The organism is Pseudoclavibacter sp. VKM Ac-2888 (genome assembly GCF_015351285.1).
Taxonomy (GTDB): domain Bacteria; phylum Actinomycetota; class Actinomycetes; order Actinomycetales; family Microbacteriaceae; genus Pseudoclavibacter.
On the sequence record NZ_JADKSM010000001.1, the window covers coordinates 1,354,283 to 1,369,345 of the forward strand.

Consider the following 15,063-nt stretch of genomic DNA (forward strand, 5'->3'; position numbering starts at 1 on the left):
GTCAGCTGACCGGCTCGAGCGACGGCACCGGCCCGGCGCCCGACATCCCGATGACCACGAGCGCCGGTCGGCTGACCGCGTTCCCGGCCTCGTCCTCCCAGGTCAGGGCGAGGCGCGAGCGGTCGACGACACCGCCGGAACCCGCGAAGCTGGTCGTGCCGCCAGACGCGGCGATGTCGAACGAGGTGATCTCGCGGGTGCCAGCGACGACGAGCACGTCCACACCGGCATCTCGGACCCACCTGGCCGCGATCACGGGCAGCTGCGGTGCGCCGTTCACCGGTCTCGCGACGTCCCCCGCCCCGAGCACGACCGGGTCCTCGTCGCCGCGCACGGCGATGACCGCCGCCCAGAGGACCCCAGAGCCGCGGCCCTGGCTTTCCAGGTGGGAGACCGAGGCGAGCGCGAGCCGTTCACCGGATGGCAGCGGCTGATCGTCGAGGATGGATGCTCGCAGCCGGTACCCGCGCTGCTCGTCCCGGGCGGTGATGATGCCGCGCGAGAGCGCCGCGAAACGCGCGTTGCCGCGCTTGGGATCGGTGACCGCGCTCCAGTCCCGGTCGGCATCCTCGGTCTGCAGCATCGTCAGCCCCGAGCTGGGATGCACGTAGGCGAACCCCGCGTAGACGTCCGCCGCAGCCGTGCCTCCCGCGTCCGGGATGCGCAGCAGCGCCCTGGCAGACAGGAGGAGGAGCCCGTCGGAGGTCGGCGTCTCGCTCAGCGCGGGTGCCGTCTCCGTGGAGAAGGTCGCCGTCTCAAGCGACATGCCGCGCTGCATCCGCTCATGGAAGAGCAGCACGCCCCGCGCGACCGTGAACCCGCGCTCGTAGCGGCTCGTCGTGATGGAGGAGGCCCCGAGCATCGTGAACGCCGTTTCGTCGTCGCTGCCGGCACCGTCGAGCGGACGCGCAAGGGCCGCGACGGCGTTGTCGGAGCGGAGGATCACGAGGCGCGCCGAGAACGAGCTGCGGAGCCCCGGCACCGAACCGAGCGCAAGAGAGTCGACATCGCCGGCCCAGAGCAGCTCGATCACCTGTCCGTCCGGGATCTCGATGCCGTCACTCCCGCCCGTCACGTCGGCGCTGTCGGTCACGTCGTCCGCGCCTCCCTCCCGCCAGAGGTCGGCGGCGGCCACAAGCGCACGCTGGTCGTCGAGGTCGGCTCGGGGGCCCCGCGTGGGGTAGCCGGGCAGCGTCGACTCGCTCACGGCATCCGTCGGAGAGGTGTCCGACTCGTCCGTGAACGCGAGGACGACCCAGCCAGCGGCGAGGAGAAGAACGGTGACGATGGCGACGATCGTGATGGTGCGCGCACGACGCGGAGGCGCCCCAGGAACACGACGGGCTGCAGATGTGTCGCCCATGACCGCTCCCTCGACGCGCTGCGCGAGCACCGACCTCGTTGTGGTGCCCGAAGCTAGTCTGCCCCAGTCGGCTCGACGGTGCGCGCCGCATTCCCAGGCGTCCCCATCCGTTCCCAGGCGTTCCCTGATCCGATGGAGTCACGAGGGCCCGGGTGCCCCTCGCCGAGCTCAGTCTTCGGGAGTCCAGGCCTCCGCGAGCCGCACGTAGTCGTCGATGCCGACCGTCTCGCCGCGGGCGGTGGGGTCGATACCGGATGCCTCGAGCACAAGCGAGGTCGCAGCCGCGTTCTCGCCGAGCAACGGCGACAGCGCCTGGCGCAGCATCTTGCGGCGCTGACCGAACGCGGCATCCACGATGCGGAACACCTTGCGACGCAGCTCCTCCGAGCCGCGCGGCTCAGCACGTTCCGTGTACGAGATGAGGATGGAGTCGACGTTCGGCACCGGCCAGAACACCTTGCGGCCCACGAGGCCCGCACTCGACCACGTGCCGTACCAGGCGGCCTTCACGCTCGGCGAGCCGTACACCTTCGATCCGGGTCCGGCGACGATGCGCTCCCCCACCTCGGCCTGCACCATGACCACACCGCGCTGCAGCGACGGCAACCGCTCGAGGAGGTGCAGCAGCACGGGCACCGACACGTTGTACGGCAGGTTCGCGACGAGCGCGACCGGCTCGCCCGGCACCTCCTGAACCTGGAGGGCGTCGGAGACGATCACGTCGAGATGCGCGCCAGCCGCGTGCTCCTCCACCGTCTGCGGCAGGCGGGCGGCGAGGCGCTCGTCGATCTCGATAGCCGTGACACTCGCGCCCGTCTCGAGGAGACCGAGCGTGAGCGAGCCGAGGCCGGGCCCCACCTCGAGGATGTGCTCCCCCGAGCGGACCTTGGCGGTCTGCACGATGCGCCGCACCGTTCCCGGGTCGTGCACGAAGTTCTGTCCGAGCTTCTTCGTGGGCGTCACATCGAGCTCGGCGGCGAGCTCGCGGATCTCGTTGGCGCCGAGCAGGCTGACGCTCATGCGGTCTCTCTCTCGTCGGAGGTGAGGTCACCGGCGAGGGCGCCTTGGCCTGCTGCCTGGTGCCAGCTGCCGTAGACGGCCTCGGTGTTCGAGGCGACCTGGGCGCTCAGCGCATCCACCGCGACCCCCAGATGCTCGGCCATCGCCCGCAGGGTGACCGGGATGAGGTACGGCGCGTTGGGGCGGCCACGGAAGGGCACCGGCGTGAGGAACGGAGCATCCGTCTCCACGAGGATGCGCTCGATCGGCGTCACCGACAGCGCCTCCCGCAGGGACGCGGCGTTCTTGAACGTGACCGTGCCCGCGAACGAGAGGTACCAGCCCTCCGCCGCCGCGATGCGCGCCATGTCCGCGTCGCCGGAGAAGCAGTGGAAGACCGTGCGCTCCGGGGCACCGACCCGCTTGAGAGTCGAGATGACGTCGTCGTGCGCATCCCGGTCGTGGATCTGCATGGCGAGGCCGTGCTTCTTCGCGAGCCCGATGTGCCGCTCGAACGCCTCGACCTGCAGCAGCTGGTCGGCCTTCTCCGGCGTGCGGAAGTAGTCGAGCCCCGTCTCGCCGATGGCCCGCACCCGCGGCTCGGCCGCGAGGCGGTCGATCTCGGCGATCGCGTCCTCCAGGGTGCCAGCGGCGGCGAGCTCCGGCACGACGTTCGGATGCAGCGCGACCGCCGCCAGTACGCGCTCGTGCGTCGCCGCGACGCGCGCCGACCACCGGCTCGACGGCACGTCGTTGCCGACCTGCACGACCCCCTTGACACCCGCTGCGACTGCGGCGGCGAGGTGCTCGTCGAGCGTCAGGCGCTCGTCCTCCTCACCATCCTCGATCTCGAGGTGCGTGTGGTTGTCGTAGCAGGGCACGGCAAGCGCCTCGGGGTACGGCGGGTACGCCAGGATGCGCGTGTGCCCGGACTCGCTTGTCGCAGAGCGGCGGCGCAGCCTCTCGGCGTCACCCCGCGCCCCGGCGTCCTGGGCCCCGGCGTCGTGAGCTCCGGCGTCGTGCTGGGATTCGGTCACCGCTAGCGCTGGACTTCCTGCTCGATGCGCGGGAAGAGCGGCGGCAGCTCGCTCAACGGCCGCGAGCCAACAAGCGCGTAGGCGTTGTCGATGCGGGTCGAGGCGAGCTCGCCGTTGCCGCCGATCGCGAACCACAGCTTCTCGGCCGCGATCGGGACGAACGGGTTGAGCAGCACGGCCAGGTGGCCGAGGCAGCGGGTCGTGACCTCCAGCACCGCGGCGAGGCGCGCACGGCCCTCATCGCCCTGCTTGGAGAGCGCCCACGGCTCCTGCTCCGTGATGTACCCGTTGAGCGCATCCACCAGCCGCCAGATGTGCGCGAGAGCGCCATCGATGTCGAACGCCAGCATCGCCTCGTCGGCCTTCGCCGCGACCTCGGTCGCGAGGTCGATGATGACCTGCTCCGACTCCAGCATCGTGGACTGCTCCGGGACGACCCCGTCGAAGTACTTGTTCACCATCGCGATGACCCGCGACGCGAGGTTCCCGAACCCGTTCGCGAGCTCAGCCTGGTAGCGAGCCGACAGGTCCTCCCACGAGAACGAGCCGTCCTGCCCGAAGTGGATGGCGCGCAGGAAGTAGTAGCGGAACGCGTCGGAGCCGAAGACATCGGTGATCTCCGTCGGCGCGATGCCCGTCAGCTTCGACTTCGACATCTTCTCGCCGCCCACGAGCAGCCAGCCGTGCGCGAAGATGCCGGCCGGAACCTGCAGGCCGGCGGCCATGAGCATCGCCGGCCAGATGACGGCGTGGAAGCGCAGGATGTCCTTGCCGACGATGTGGTGCGCTGGCCAGAACTTCTCGAGCTCCGACTCGTCGTCGCCGTAGCCGATGGCCGTGATGTAGTTGAGGAGCGCATCGAACCACACGTAGACGACGTGCGACTCGTCCCACGGCACCTTCACGCCCCAGTCGAACGTGGTGCGCGAGATCGACAGGTCGCGGAGTCCCGAGCGCACGAACGAGATGACCTCGTTGCGCGCCGACGACGGCTGGATGAACTCCGGGTTCTCCTCGTAGAGCGCCAGCAGGCGGTCCTGGAACTCGCTGAGCTTGAAGAAGTAGTTCTGCTCCTGCAGCAGCTCGAGCGGCTTCGAGTGGATGGCGCAGACCTTCTCGCCCTCGTACTGGCCGGTGCCGGCGACGATCTCGGACTCCGGCTTGAACTCCTCGCAGCCCACGCAGTAGAGCGCCTCGAATTCGGCGTCGTAGATGAAGCCGGCGTCGTTGAGCTTCTGCAGGAAGCGCTGCACGCGAGTCTCGTGCCGCTCGTCCGTCGTGCGGATGAAGTCGTCGTTCGAGATGTTGAGCGTCTCGAGCATGGGCTTCCACGCCTCGTTGACGAGCTTGTCGGCCCACGCCTGCGGGGTGACGTTGTTCGCGAGCGCCGAGCGCATGATCTTCTGACCGTGCTCATCGGTGCCCGTGAGCAGCCACGTGGTGTCGCCACGCTGACGGTGCCACCTGGCGAGCGCGTCGACGGCGACCTCCGTGTACGCGTGACCGATGTGGGGGACGTCGTTGACGTAGAAGATCGGTGTCGTGATGTAGAACGATTCGCCGGAAGCCATGGGGATCATCCTATTGTCGGCCGAGCACTGTTACGACGCGAGGTGCCCAGGAGAGCCACCCCTGGCCCACTATTTCGCGAGCTGGCCCTGGTAGAGGTCTCGCTTGCTCATGCCCGTCTCGGAGGCGACCTGCGCGGCCGCGTCCTTCAGGCGCATCCCGCCCGCTACGAGCTCCGCGACCATCGCCTGGGCCCCAGCCTCGTCGACGACTGCGGGGGCCGCACCCTCCACGACGATCACGATCTCGCCGCGGACCCCTTGCTCCGCCCACGGCACCAGCTCAGCCGCGGTCCCCCGCCTGACCTCCTCGTAGAGCTTCGTGAGCTCACGGCAGACGGCGATGCGACGGTCGGCCGGCCAGATCGCGGCCATGTCGGCGAGCGTGCGCGCCAGGCGGTGCGGCGACTCGAACAGGACCACCGTGCGCGGCTCGCTCGAGAGCGAGCGCAGGAACGTCTCCCGCTCCCCGGCCTTGCGAGGCAGGAAGCCGTCGAACGTGAAGCGGTCGGTCGGCAGCCCCGAGATCGCGAGCGCCGTGATGACGGCGCTCGGCCCCGGCACGCTCGTCACCGTCACCCCCTCCTTCGCCGCGAGCGCCACGATCGGGTAGCCCGGGTCGGAGATTCCCGGCATACCGGCGTCGCTGACGAGCACCACATCGGCCTCGCGAGCCTGCTCGACGATGGTCTTCGCGAGCTCGTCCTCGTTGTGCTCGTGGAGGGCGACGAGCCGCGGGCGGTTCTCGACGCCCAGCATCCCGAGCAGCTTCGCCGTCGAACGGGTGTCCTCGCACGCCACGAGGGTGGCGTTCTTGAACGTGTCGATGAGGCGCGCCGAAGCGTCGCCGAGGTTCCCGATGGGGGTGCCGGCCAGGATGATCATGGCTGCGATCCTCCCACGCGCTCGCCCCGCGGCCCCCTACGATTGCTTGGGTGAGCGAGCAAGCAGACACGGGAACACCAGACGAGGCGGCCGAGTCGTCCCCGACGACGGCCCCCGCGACGGCGACGAGCGGCACGGTGACCGCATCCGCTGCCCCTGCCGCGCCGGCGGCGAAGGCCCCAGCGGCTCCGGTGGCGCGCGGCTCGGTGTTCGACGACCTCTGGGCGCGAGTCACGAGCACCCCCAGGCTGCGCGTGCGCACCGAGTGGATCCTCCTCGGCGTCGTCACCCTCCTCGCCGCCGTCCTCCGGTTCTGGAACCTCGGCGGCGCGCACTTCCTGATCTTCGACGAGACGTTCTACGTGAAAGACGCGTGGACCCTCCTCAACCTCGGCTACGAGGCGGAATGGCCCGAGAACCCGAACGACGCATTCAACGCAGGAGACCCGAACGGGTACACGACCGACCCGTCGTACGTCGTGCATCCGCCCCTCGGGAAGTACCTCATCGGGCTCGGGATGCTCGTGTTCGGTGCCGACAACCCCTTCGGATGGCGATTCGCCGTCGCCCTGCTCGGCACCCTGGCCGTGCCGCTCCTCTGGGTCATCGCCAAGAAGCTGTTCCGCTCGCCCGTGCTCGCCACGATCGGCGCCGGGATGCTCGCCATCGACGGGCACGCGATCGTCATGTCGCGCGTCGGGATCCTCGACGGCATCCTCATGTTCTTCGTGCTGCTCGCCTTCCTCTTCGTGCTCCTCGACCGCGAGGACCAGCAGCGCAAGCTGCGCACGAAGATCATGGCCTGGCGCGCGGAGGAGGGCCTCGACGGCGACCCGATTCCGACGAAGGCCACGACCACCTCGCGAGCGCCCGACGTGAAGCCCGTCGGACCCGACTGGGGGCCCCGCCTCTGGTGGCGGCCCTGGCTCATGGCGGCGGCCGTCACCCTCGGCGCCGCGTCGGCCGTGAAGTGGTCAGGCCTCTACTTCCTCGCCGCGTTCTGCGTCTACACGCTCGTCATCGACATGATCGAGCGGAAGCGGCTCGGCGTGACCTTCTGGGGCTCCGCCGCGATCCTCATGCAGGGCCCCGTGTCGTTCCTCCTGACCGTGCCGCTCGCAGCCCTCACCTACCTCGCGACCTGGACCCGCTGGCTCACCACCACGGGCGGCTTCTACCGCGGCTGGGCCGAGGAGGCGGGCAACGCGTGGACCGGACTGCTCTCGTGGGTGCCGCTGCCCCTGCAGAGCCTCTGGCACTACCAGGTCGAGGCGTACAACTTCCACCGCGGACTCAGCGCCGAGCATCCCTACCAGTCGGGGCCGCAGGAGTGGCCGTTCCTCATCCGCCCCACCGCGTTCAGCTACGTCTACTCGGAGGCGGGCGACGGCTCATCCTGCGACGTCGGACAGTGCGTCGAGGCGATCACGTCGATCTCGAACCCCATCATCTTCTGGTTCGGCACCGTGTCGATCCTGTTCCTCATCATCATGTGCTTCCTGCGCCCGAAATGGCAGTACTTCGCGATCCTCGTCGGCTACGGGGCCGGCTACTTCCCGTGGCTCGCCTACCTCGAGCGACAGGCCGTCTTCCACTTCTACGCGATCGCGTTCCTGCCGTTCATGATCCTCGCCTCCCTCGTGGTCATCCAGACCATCGCCGGCGACCGCGAGACCCCGCGCCCCTCCAGGACCATCGGCGTCTCCGCGGTCGGGGTGCTGCTCGTGATCATGGCGCTCGTCTCCGTGCTCTTCTGGCCCGTGTGGACCGGCCAGATGATCTCCACCTCCTACTGGTCGCTCACGCACTGGCTGCCCAGCTGGCGGTAGCCGCGCCGCGGCCGGCGCCCCGCGCGCGAATCCGCGCCCCCCGGAGCCCGCGCGCCCGAATCCGCGCCCCCGGAGCCCCGCGCGTACGCCCTAATACGCGTCCCCGCGCCGAATGGGTCACTTTGCCCCCATCGAACCGCGCAACACGGGCTCAAAGTGACCTCTTCACGAGGCGCGGCGACGCCGACCTGCGCAGGTTCCCGGCATGGCGCGCGTATCCCCCGCACGCGCCCCCGCGTCGAATGGGCCACTTTGCCCCCATCTGACCACGCAACACGGGCCCAAAATGACCTCCTCACGAGGCGCCGCGACGCCGCGACACGGCGACGCCGGGACGCCGGGACGCCGACGTGCATGGACTTCCCGCATGCTCGCGTGCATCCCCGCACACACGACCCCACGCCGAATGGGCCACTTTGCCCCCATCGAGCCGCGCAACATGGGCTCAAAGTGACCTCCTGAAGAGGCGCCGCGACGCCGGGACGCCGACGTGCATGGACTTCCCGCATGCGCGCGCGCATCCCCGCACACACGACCCCACGCCAAATGGGTCACTTTCCCCCCAACAGACCGCGCAACATGGGCTCAAAGTGACCTCTTCACGAGGGGCCCGACGCCAAAAACGGAAACGGAAGCGGCCGTCTGCGGAGGCGTCGGGCGGTGGGACGGTGGGCTGGGGGCGGCGGGCTGTGGAGAACTTCAGCGCGACGACGCCGACATACGTAGGTTTCCGGCATGGCCGCGCGCATCCCGATCCCCGAGGAGCTCAGAGACCGCGCGTTCAGCATCGCGGAGGGGAACGCCGCGGGTCTCACGAAGAAAGCCCTCGCCCGGCAGAGCCTCGCTCGGCCCTACCGCGGAGTGCGAGCGACGGAACCCGCACTGACCAGCAGGGAGCAGGTCCTCCGCTTCGGGCCGCGGCTCCGCGGTGGCCAGGCGCTGAGCGGGCCCTCCGCGCTGCGGGTCTACGGGCTGCCGGTACCGCGGCGCCACCGCTCGGAGACCGTCGACGTGCTTGCCAGGCAGTCGGCCTCGAGACCACGAGCGGCGGGCGTCCGTGCGCGGCGCATCCGGGATGACCTCTGGGAGGCCGACCTCATCGAGGGGGTCCGGGTGGTTCCCGTGCCGCTGCTCTTCACTCTTCTGGCGAGTTCGTTCAGCGAGACGGAGCTGGTCACGGTCGGCGACGCGATGATCAGCGACTTCGACCGCTACCCGGGGCGGGTTTCGTCCGGCTCGCTGACCCAGCTCACCTGCTTGGAGGACGCCGTAGAGCGTTGGGGCCGACTCCGTGGCTGCTCGGTGCTGCGCGGCGCCCTGCCGCGCCTTCGGGAGCACGTTGCCTCGCCACCGGAGAGCTGGCTTCGCTGCCTCATCGTGGACGCGGGCATCGAGGAACCCGCCGTCAACGCCGATATCCACGCGGGCGGACGCTTCCTGGCACGAGGCGACCTCGTCTTCCGAGCCCAGCGCGTCGTCGTGGAGTACGAGGGCGAAGTGCACCTGAGCCCCGCGCAGTTCCGGCGCGACATAACCCGCACGGAGGCGCTGATCGCGGCCGGATGGCGCGTCATCCGCGTCACCCACGCTGACCTGTTCCCCGACGCCGCCGCCTTCCTCGCGCGGTTGCGTGCGGCGCTGTCCCGGTAGCGCGGTAACCCGGTAGCGCGCAGCGCAGAGGCCCACTTGGGCCACTTTCACCCCGTTCGGAGCCGTCTGGAAGGGTGAAACTGACCCAAATGACCCAGGCGGAGCCGTCGGCAGGGCGAAAGTGACCTAACTAGCCCTGGCGGAGAAATCTGGAGGGGTGAAAGTGACCCAAACGGGCCAGGCGGAGCCGTCTGGAGGGGTGAAAGCGACCTACCTGGCCGCCGAGGGCGCTCAGCCGGAAGCGGCCAGCCGGGAGGCGGCCAGGGAATGCGCTCAGGGGATGAGGCGGTCGGCGCGGTAGCGCTCGAAGAGGTCGGCGAAGGCTTGGTCGGTCCGGCGGAAGCTGAGGAAGCCAGCGGAGCGGCTCTTGCCCATGTCGGTGACGACCTCCATCTCGCGTCCGAGGTCGGCGTCGGTGTGCCACCAGGATGCGAGCCGCGAGATGTCCGCCTCGACGAGTCCGTGCTCGGCCGCGATGGCCGGCCAGTGCTGCTCGAGCTGCGCCATCTGCTCCTCGAGGGGGCGCGCCTGCCCGTCGAACCCGACGACCTGCTCGGCGGGGACGCCGAGCATCTCGGCGAGGCGAGGCCACATCCACCGCCAACGGAAGATGTCCCCGTTGACGATGTTGAAGGCCTCGTTGCGGCCAGCTGGCTCCGTCGATGCCCACACCATCTGCTCGGCGAGGACCCCCGCGTCGGTCATGTCGGTGAGGCCGTTCCACTGCGCCGCACTGCCGGGGAACACGAAGGGCACGCCGAGGTGCTTCGCGATCGTGGCCTGCACGGCGATCGTCAGGCCCATGTTCATGGCGTTGCCGACGGCATGCCCGATGACGGTGTGAGATCGATGCACCGACCACGTGAACTGCTGGCGGGCTGCTGCTGCGAAGAGCTCGTCCTCCTGCGCGTAGTAGAAGTTCGGGGTGTCGAGCCGCTCGGACTCCTCACGGAACGGGGTGTCGGGCATCTCCCCCGCGGCGTAGGCCTCGAATGGGCCCAGGTAGTGCTTGAGTCCGGTGACCAGGGCGGCGTGCTCCACGGGGGCGTGGTCGAGCGCCGCGAGCAGGTCACGGACCATGGCGCCGTTCACTGCGATGTTCTCCGCCTCCGTCGCCTGTCGCTGCCACGCGGTGAAGAACACGTGCGTGGGGCGCTCCTCCGAGAGCGCAGCGCGCAGGCTCGCCGGGGCGCGCAGGTCGGCGGCGATGCCCCGCACGGCGCCGCTCGTCACGGCGCGGCGGGAGAGGGCGAGCACCTCCCAGCCGTCCTGGCTCAGGCGATCGACGAGGGCGGAGCCGGTGATCCCGGAGGCGCCCACAACAAGCGCGGTCCTCGGTGCGTTGGCGGTGCTGTTCGAGTTCGAGGTCATCAGGGGTGCAACGAGGCTCCCGCGATGGCTATTCCATGGCCGCGCGGTTCGGGATGCGCACCCCTGGCTGAGAATGGGGCGGTTCTACACTGGTTCGGTGAATGAACTCGCGTCTGCCCCTGACCCCAGCACGCTGCATCCGATCACGGGTCAGGAACGGGTCATCCTCCTGAAGCCGCTCATCACCAGCCCGCTCATCAGCGTCGGAAACTTCACGTACTACGACGACCCCGACGACCCCTCGGCGTTCGAGACGCGCAACGTGCTGCACCACTATGGGCCCGAGCGTCTGGTCATCGGGAAGTTCTGCGCCATCGCCTCCGGCGTGCGGTTCATCATGAACGGCGCCAACCATCGCATGTCTGGGCCATCCACGTATCCGTTCCCAATCATGGGCGGAGCCTGGGGGCAGCACGTCGACCTCGTCAGCGACCTGCCGAGCCGCGGCGACACGGTCGTCGGCAACGACGTCTGGATCGGCGGGGACGTCACCATCATGCCGGGGGTGCGCATCGGCGACGGAGCGATCATCTCCACTGGATCCGTCGTGACGAAGGATGTGCCCGACTACGGCATCGTGGGTGGCAACCCGGCGACGCTGATCCGTCGCCGCTTTGATGACGACGACGTCCGGACGCTCCTCGAGGTCGCCTGGTGGGACTGGCCCCTCGAGGCGGTCACGGAGCATGTCCGTGTCATCGCCGACGGTTCAGTGGCCGAACTCGCTTCGATCGCGGGCCGGTTGGCGTAGCCGCGGCGCGGCACGACCACGCCGTGCAGCGGCGGCGCTGCACGGCCCCGCTGCACAGCACAGCCGTGCCACAGTCCGCTTACGGGTAGGCGACGTAGAGGCGGTACATGCCTGCGAACGTGCCCGTCGTGTCCTGCGCGCAGGCGTTCGGCCCGATGTACACGTTCGATCCGGTACCGACGGAACCGCCGACGACGGCTCCCCACTTCGTCATGCACGCCGCCTGCGTCTCGAAGGCGTAGTAGGCCGAACCGGCGGCGCTGGCGGGGGTGGCGGCGAAGAGCGATCCCGCGAGCGCGCCGACCGCGGCGAGTCCGCTGAGCCCTGCGAATTTGCGAGTCTGTGAACGAGTCTTTGAGTTCGTCATCGTGCGAGGCTAGGACGCCTCCTTGAGCGAGCCATCCGAAGTCCCTCCGTATCCCGTGGGCGCAGGAGAAGCAGGAGGTCCAGCTCAACGCCCGTTGACGATCGCGACCACGATCCAGGAGACCGCGTGCAGTGCCAGTGCGGTCGCGACGACTCCCGGCGCAAGCCACGCGGGCACGCGGAATCCTCGACCCACGACGGCGGCAAGCCAGACGGACAGCACGATCAGCCCAGCCGCAACGGCTCCCATACCGAGCGCCATGGACAGCGCTTCCTGCCGGTACGGATTCGAAGGAAAAGACGGGTCTCGCTGAAGGAAATCCATCAGCTCCAACGAGGCGAGTCCCCCGATGTAGAAGAACAGGAAGTTGCTGACCACGACGATGGCCGCGACCGCGAACCACGCGCGCAGCGGGCCATCGGCCTCATCGAGAGGCTCTTGGCCCTCGCTGGAGGCACCGTCGCGCTGAGCGGTCTCGCTCACAGGAAGCCCCTCGGGAAGCGCATGCGACGAACCTAGCTCACGTCGGTCGGCTACGCGCTGACGTCCGCGACCTGGCGCAGCACGTTCGAGTCGAGTGCCGCGAGGGCGACGACCTTGTAGCCCTCCGACTCGAAGAAGATCGTCGCCCGGTCCTCTTCGACGCTGATGACCGTGCCTGCTCCCCACTCACGGTGCTCGACGGTTTCGTCGATGGCGAGCGGCGCATCCGCCGGCACGCTGTCTGCCTGCGCGTCCGACCTGTGCTCGCGCCGCTCGCAGCCGTCGCAGTTCCCGCACCATTCCGGCCCGTCGACCCCGAAGTAGTCGAGCAGCACGCGCCGGCGGCACTGCGTCTCCTCCGCGTAGGCGCGCATCATCGACAGTCGCGACTCGGCGATTCGCTCCCGCGCGGCGGATGCCTCCTTGACGGCATTCACCACGACATCGACTCGAGTCTTGCGCAGCGGATGCACGCCCCCGGCCGTCTCGACCAGTTCGGCATCCACGAGCTGGTTGACGAGCCTCGAGACCGTTCTTGCGGGCTGACCGACGGCCTCGGCAAGGTCCCGGATGCTCGCCCCTGGCGTGCGCGTGATGGCGCGCCACAGGGTGCGCAGTCCGGCCTTGTCCACCGAGCGCTTCGCAAAGAAGCGCCGCAGCGCGAGGTCCTCGACGCGGTAGTGCAGCACGGCCGTCGCGGGCTCGCCGTCCCGCCCCGCGCGGCCGACCTCCTGGTAGTAGGCGTCGAGCGACTCCGTCGTCGCCGCGTGCAGCACGAAGCGCACGTCACCCCGGTCGATGCCCATCCCGAACGCGGACGTCGCGACGACGACATCGAGCTCGCCGTGCCGCCACCGGTCCTGCACAGCTCGGCGTTCCGCGACCTTGAGGCCAGCGTGGTAGGCGGCGACCTCGCGCCCTTCCGCGGCGAGCTCGGCCGCATACGTCTCCGTCTCCCTGCGCGAGGCGACGTAGACGAGACCGGGGGCGGTCCAGCTGCGCGCTTCGTCGACGATCGCGGCCCGCTTGTCGTCCTCGCTCTCATGGCGCTGGACCGCGAGTCGGATCTCGGGTCGGTCGACGCCGTGCACCTGCACGTCCGGATCCCGCATCCGCAGCCGCTCGATGATGTCGGCCCGCACCGGCTTCGACGCCGTCGCGGTCATCGCGAGCAGCGGCGGGTCGCCGAGCGCTGATCGCACATCGCCGAGCCTCAGGTAGTCGGGCCGGAAATCGTGCCCCCACGAGGAGACGCAGTGCGCCTCATCAACGACGAGCAGAGACACGTCCTGCGCTGCGAGGCGGGCGACGTTGTCCTCGTTCGCCAGCTGCTCCGGTGCGAGGAGCACGTACAACGACCCGCCCGCGTCGATTCGATCCCAGGCTCGGGCCACCGCGGCAGCGCCCCGTGACGAGTTGATGGCGACGACGTCGGGGGCATCCGGGGCGGCCTCGATCGATGCGCGCTGGTCTGCCTGCAGGGCGATGAGCGGCGAGACGACGAGAACGAGGCCGCCGCGCGCAGCGCCCGCGACCTGGTAGACCGCTGACTTCCCGCCACCGGTCGCGAGCACGAGCAGCGTGTCGCGCCCAGCCGCCGCAGAGCGGATCCCGTCGCCTTGACCGGGGAGCAGCGACTCCCACCCGAACCGGTCCCGCGCGATGCGCTCGAGCGTGCGACGGGTTGGTGCGGAGGAACTCATGCACCGACGCTATCGCCGTCGAACTGGGTGAGGACTTCGCTTGACAGGCCTCTCAGCCCGTGGGCCGGGTACGAGGCGGTATGCCGTTCGCTGCCGCCTTGACCTTGCCCCTGGGGCATGGCCCAGGGTGGATGCATGACCACCTCACCTCACTCACGACTGACCGCCGGGGAGTTCCGTGCACTGACCGGCCTCTCCCCCAAAGCCCTCCGCATCTACGCGGAGCGGGGCCTTCTCACCCCGGACGATGTCGACCAGGCCACCGGCTACCGCACGTTCACGCACGACCAGCTGCGGGCCGGCCTCCGCCTGGACTTCCTCCGTCGATCTCACGTTCCACTCGCGGAGATCGGCGACGCCTCCTCGTTCTCCGTCGCCGACTGGCGCCTCAAGCTCTCCCTCCGCCGCAGCATGGAGGACTTCTACCTGGACCTCGCGGAGCACGTCGGCCAGCGCGATCTCGCGGTGTTCGTCCCAGAGCTCGTCGACGTTCCCGAGACGCATTGGGTCGCTGCCAGCGTGGAGCTCAGCGTTCCGAACGATCCAGAGGACACCCTCGAGACGTTCAGCGCACTCGCCGTCGACACCCCGGGGCTCGACCGCGTGCTCCTCGATATCCTCGACGAAGCCGGCGCAGAGGTCGAAGACGAGTCGTGGACCATGGCCGCCGCAGGCGAGAACGAATCGAGGATGCTCATCGCGCATCGCGTGGCCTCGCCCCTCGCGCCGCAGCAGCTGGGCCGCTGCCAGGACGAGCTCTCCTCGCGCACGAGCGGGAGCGCGCAACTCGTCACGGGAACCCTCCCCGAGCGTCAGGAGCTGACCTTCGCAGGGACGAGCGACGCGGACGACCCTGTCGCGGAAACCGGCGACGCCTACCTCCAGGTCGTCGCGTTCGCCCAACTCGCGAGTGAGCGCGACCTCACGCCGCTGCGGGCGCTCCCCCGCCGTCGCGTCGCGTCGCGCTCCATCTTCGATGGCCAGCCCCGTGATGTGTTCGACGTCGAGATCCCGCGGCGTGGCGGCCCCAGCACGCGGTGAAAGCGAGGGGATCGGC

Annotated in this window: 13 protein-coding genes; 4 read left to right on the forward strand and 9 right to left on the reverse strand. The window is 69.5% G+C overall.

What is annotated here, in order from left to right; translation table 11 throughout:
* Nucleotide 1 precedes the first annotated feature (1 nt).
* The 5 genes from ITJ61_RS06525 to rsmI all read right to left on the reverse strand — a co-directional run bounded on the left by ITJ61_RS06525 (nucleotide 2) and on the right by rsmI (nucleotide 5,852).
* Complete coding sequence (locus ITJ61_RS06525) at nucleotides 2-1,363, reverse strand: hypothetical protein (RefSeq protein ID WP_194685819.1); 1,362 nt, start codon at nucleotides 1,361-1,363, stop codon at nucleotides 2-4.
* Nucleotides 1,364-1,531: 168 nt separating this feature from the next.
* On the reverse strand, nucleotides 1,532-2,383 hold the full coding sequence (gene rsmA, locus ITJ61_RS06530; RefSeq protein ID WP_104241735.1) for a 16S rRNA (adenine(1518)-N(6)/adenine(1519)-N(6))-dimethyltransferase RsmA: 852 nt from the start codon (nucleotides 2,381-2,383) through the stop codon (nucleotides 1,532-1,534).
* Nucleotides 2,380-3,321 (reverse strand): TatD family hydrolase, encoded by a 942-nt coding sequence (locus ITJ61_RS06535; protein ID WP_194686700.1) that lies wholly within the window; start codon nucleotides 3,319-3,321, stop codon nucleotides 2,380-2,382. The genes rsmA and ITJ61_RS06535 overlap by 4 nt, the downstream gene beginning before the upstream one ends.
* Before the next feature lie 80 nt (nucleotides 3,322-3,401).
* Nucleotides 3,402-4,970 carry a methionine--tRNA ligase gene (gene metG / locus ITJ61_RS06540; RefSeq protein ID WP_104241737.1) on the reverse strand — a complete coding sequence of 523 codons (1,569 nt, stop codon included), beginning with the start codon at nucleotides 4,968-4,970 and terminating at the stop codon, nucleotides 3,402-3,404.
* A gap of 69 nt (nucleotides 4,971-5,039) precedes the next feature.
* Nucleotides 5,040-5,852: a 16S rRNA (cytidine(1402)-2'-O)-methyltransferase gene (gene rsmI / locus ITJ61_RS06545; protein ID WP_194685820.1), complete on the reverse strand. Its 813-nt coding sequence runs from the start codon at nucleotides 5,850-5,852 to the stop codon at nucleotides 5,040-5,042.
* 50 nt (nucleotides 5,853-5,902) lie between these two features.
* On the opposite strand from rsmI, the gene ITJ61_RS06550 reads away from it, so the two are divergent.
* The gene (locus ITJ61_RS06550) at nucleotides 5,903-7,681 is read left to right on the forward strand and encodes a dolichyl-phosphate-mannose--protein mannosyltransferase (RefSeq protein WP_323744307.1); all 1,779 of its coding nucleotides are present in this window, start codon (nucleotides 5,903-5,905) and stop codon (nucleotides 7,679-7,681) included.
* A 735-nt stretch (nucleotides 7,682-8,416) separates the two neighbouring features.
* Nucleotides 8,417-9,331, forward strand: a complete 915-nt coding sequence (locus ITJ61_RS06555) for an endonuclease domain-containing protein (protein WP_194685821.1) — start codon at nucleotides 8,417-8,419, stop codon at nucleotides 9,329-9,331.
* A 273-nt stretch (nucleotides 9,332-9,604) separates the two neighbouring features.
* On the opposite strand, the gene ITJ61_RS06560 is transcribed toward ITJ61_RS06555, so the two are convergent.
* On the reverse strand, nucleotides 9,605-10,702 hold the full coding sequence (locus tag ITJ61_RS06560; RefSeq protein WP_194685822.1) for an SDR family oxidoreductase: 1,098 nt from the start codon (nucleotides 10,700-10,702) through the stop codon (nucleotides 9,605-9,607).
* Between the two features lie 97 nt (nucleotides 10,703-10,799).
* Here ITJ61_RS06560 and ITJ61_RS06565 point away from each other — a divergent pair, with 97 nt between their 5' ends.
* Entirely contained in the window at nucleotides 10,800-11,453 is a 654-nt protein-coding gene (locus ITJ61_RS06565) for a CatB-related O-acetyltransferase (RefSeq protein WP_323744308.1), read from the forward strand.
* A 79-nt stretch (nucleotides 11,454-11,532) separates the two neighbouring features.
* Here ITJ61_RS06565 and ITJ61_RS06570 read toward each other — a convergent pair whose 3' ends face one another.
* The 3 genes from ITJ61_RS06570 to ITJ61_RS06580 all read right to left on the reverse strand — a co-directional run bounded on the left by ITJ61_RS06570 (nucleotide 11,533) and on the right by ITJ61_RS06580 (nucleotide 14,006).
* Nucleotides 11,533-11,820 (reverse strand): hypothetical protein, encoded by a 288-nt coding sequence (locus ITJ61_RS06570; protein ID WP_194685824.1) that lies wholly within the window; start codon nucleotides 11,818-11,820, stop codon nucleotides 11,533-11,535.
* A gap of 84 nt (nucleotides 11,821-11,904) precedes the next feature.
* A complete protein-coding gene (locus ITJ61_RS06575) occupies nucleotides 11,905-12,303 on the reverse strand; it encodes a hypothetical protein (protein ID WP_104299273.1) in 399 nt (132 codons plus the stop codon).
* A 50-nt stretch (nucleotides 12,304-12,353) separates the two neighbouring features.
* Complete coding sequence (locus tag ITJ61_RS06580; protein WP_194685825.1) at nucleotides 12,354-14,006, reverse strand: RecQ family ATP-dependent DNA helicase; 1,653 nt, start codon at nucleotides 14,004-14,006, stop codon at nucleotides 12,354-12,356.
* A 135-nt stretch (nucleotides 14,007-14,141) separates the two neighbouring features.
* Here ITJ61_RS06580 and ITJ61_RS06585 point away from each other — a divergent pair, with 135 nt between their 5' ends.
* The gene (locus tag ITJ61_RS06585; protein ID WP_194685826.1) at nucleotides 14,142-15,047 is read left to right on the forward strand and encodes a MerR family transcriptional regulator; all 906 of its coding nucleotides are present in this window, start codon (nucleotides 14,142-14,144) and stop codon (nucleotides 15,045-15,047) included.
* The last annotated feature ends 16 nt before the right edge of the window (nucleotides 15,048-15,063 follow it).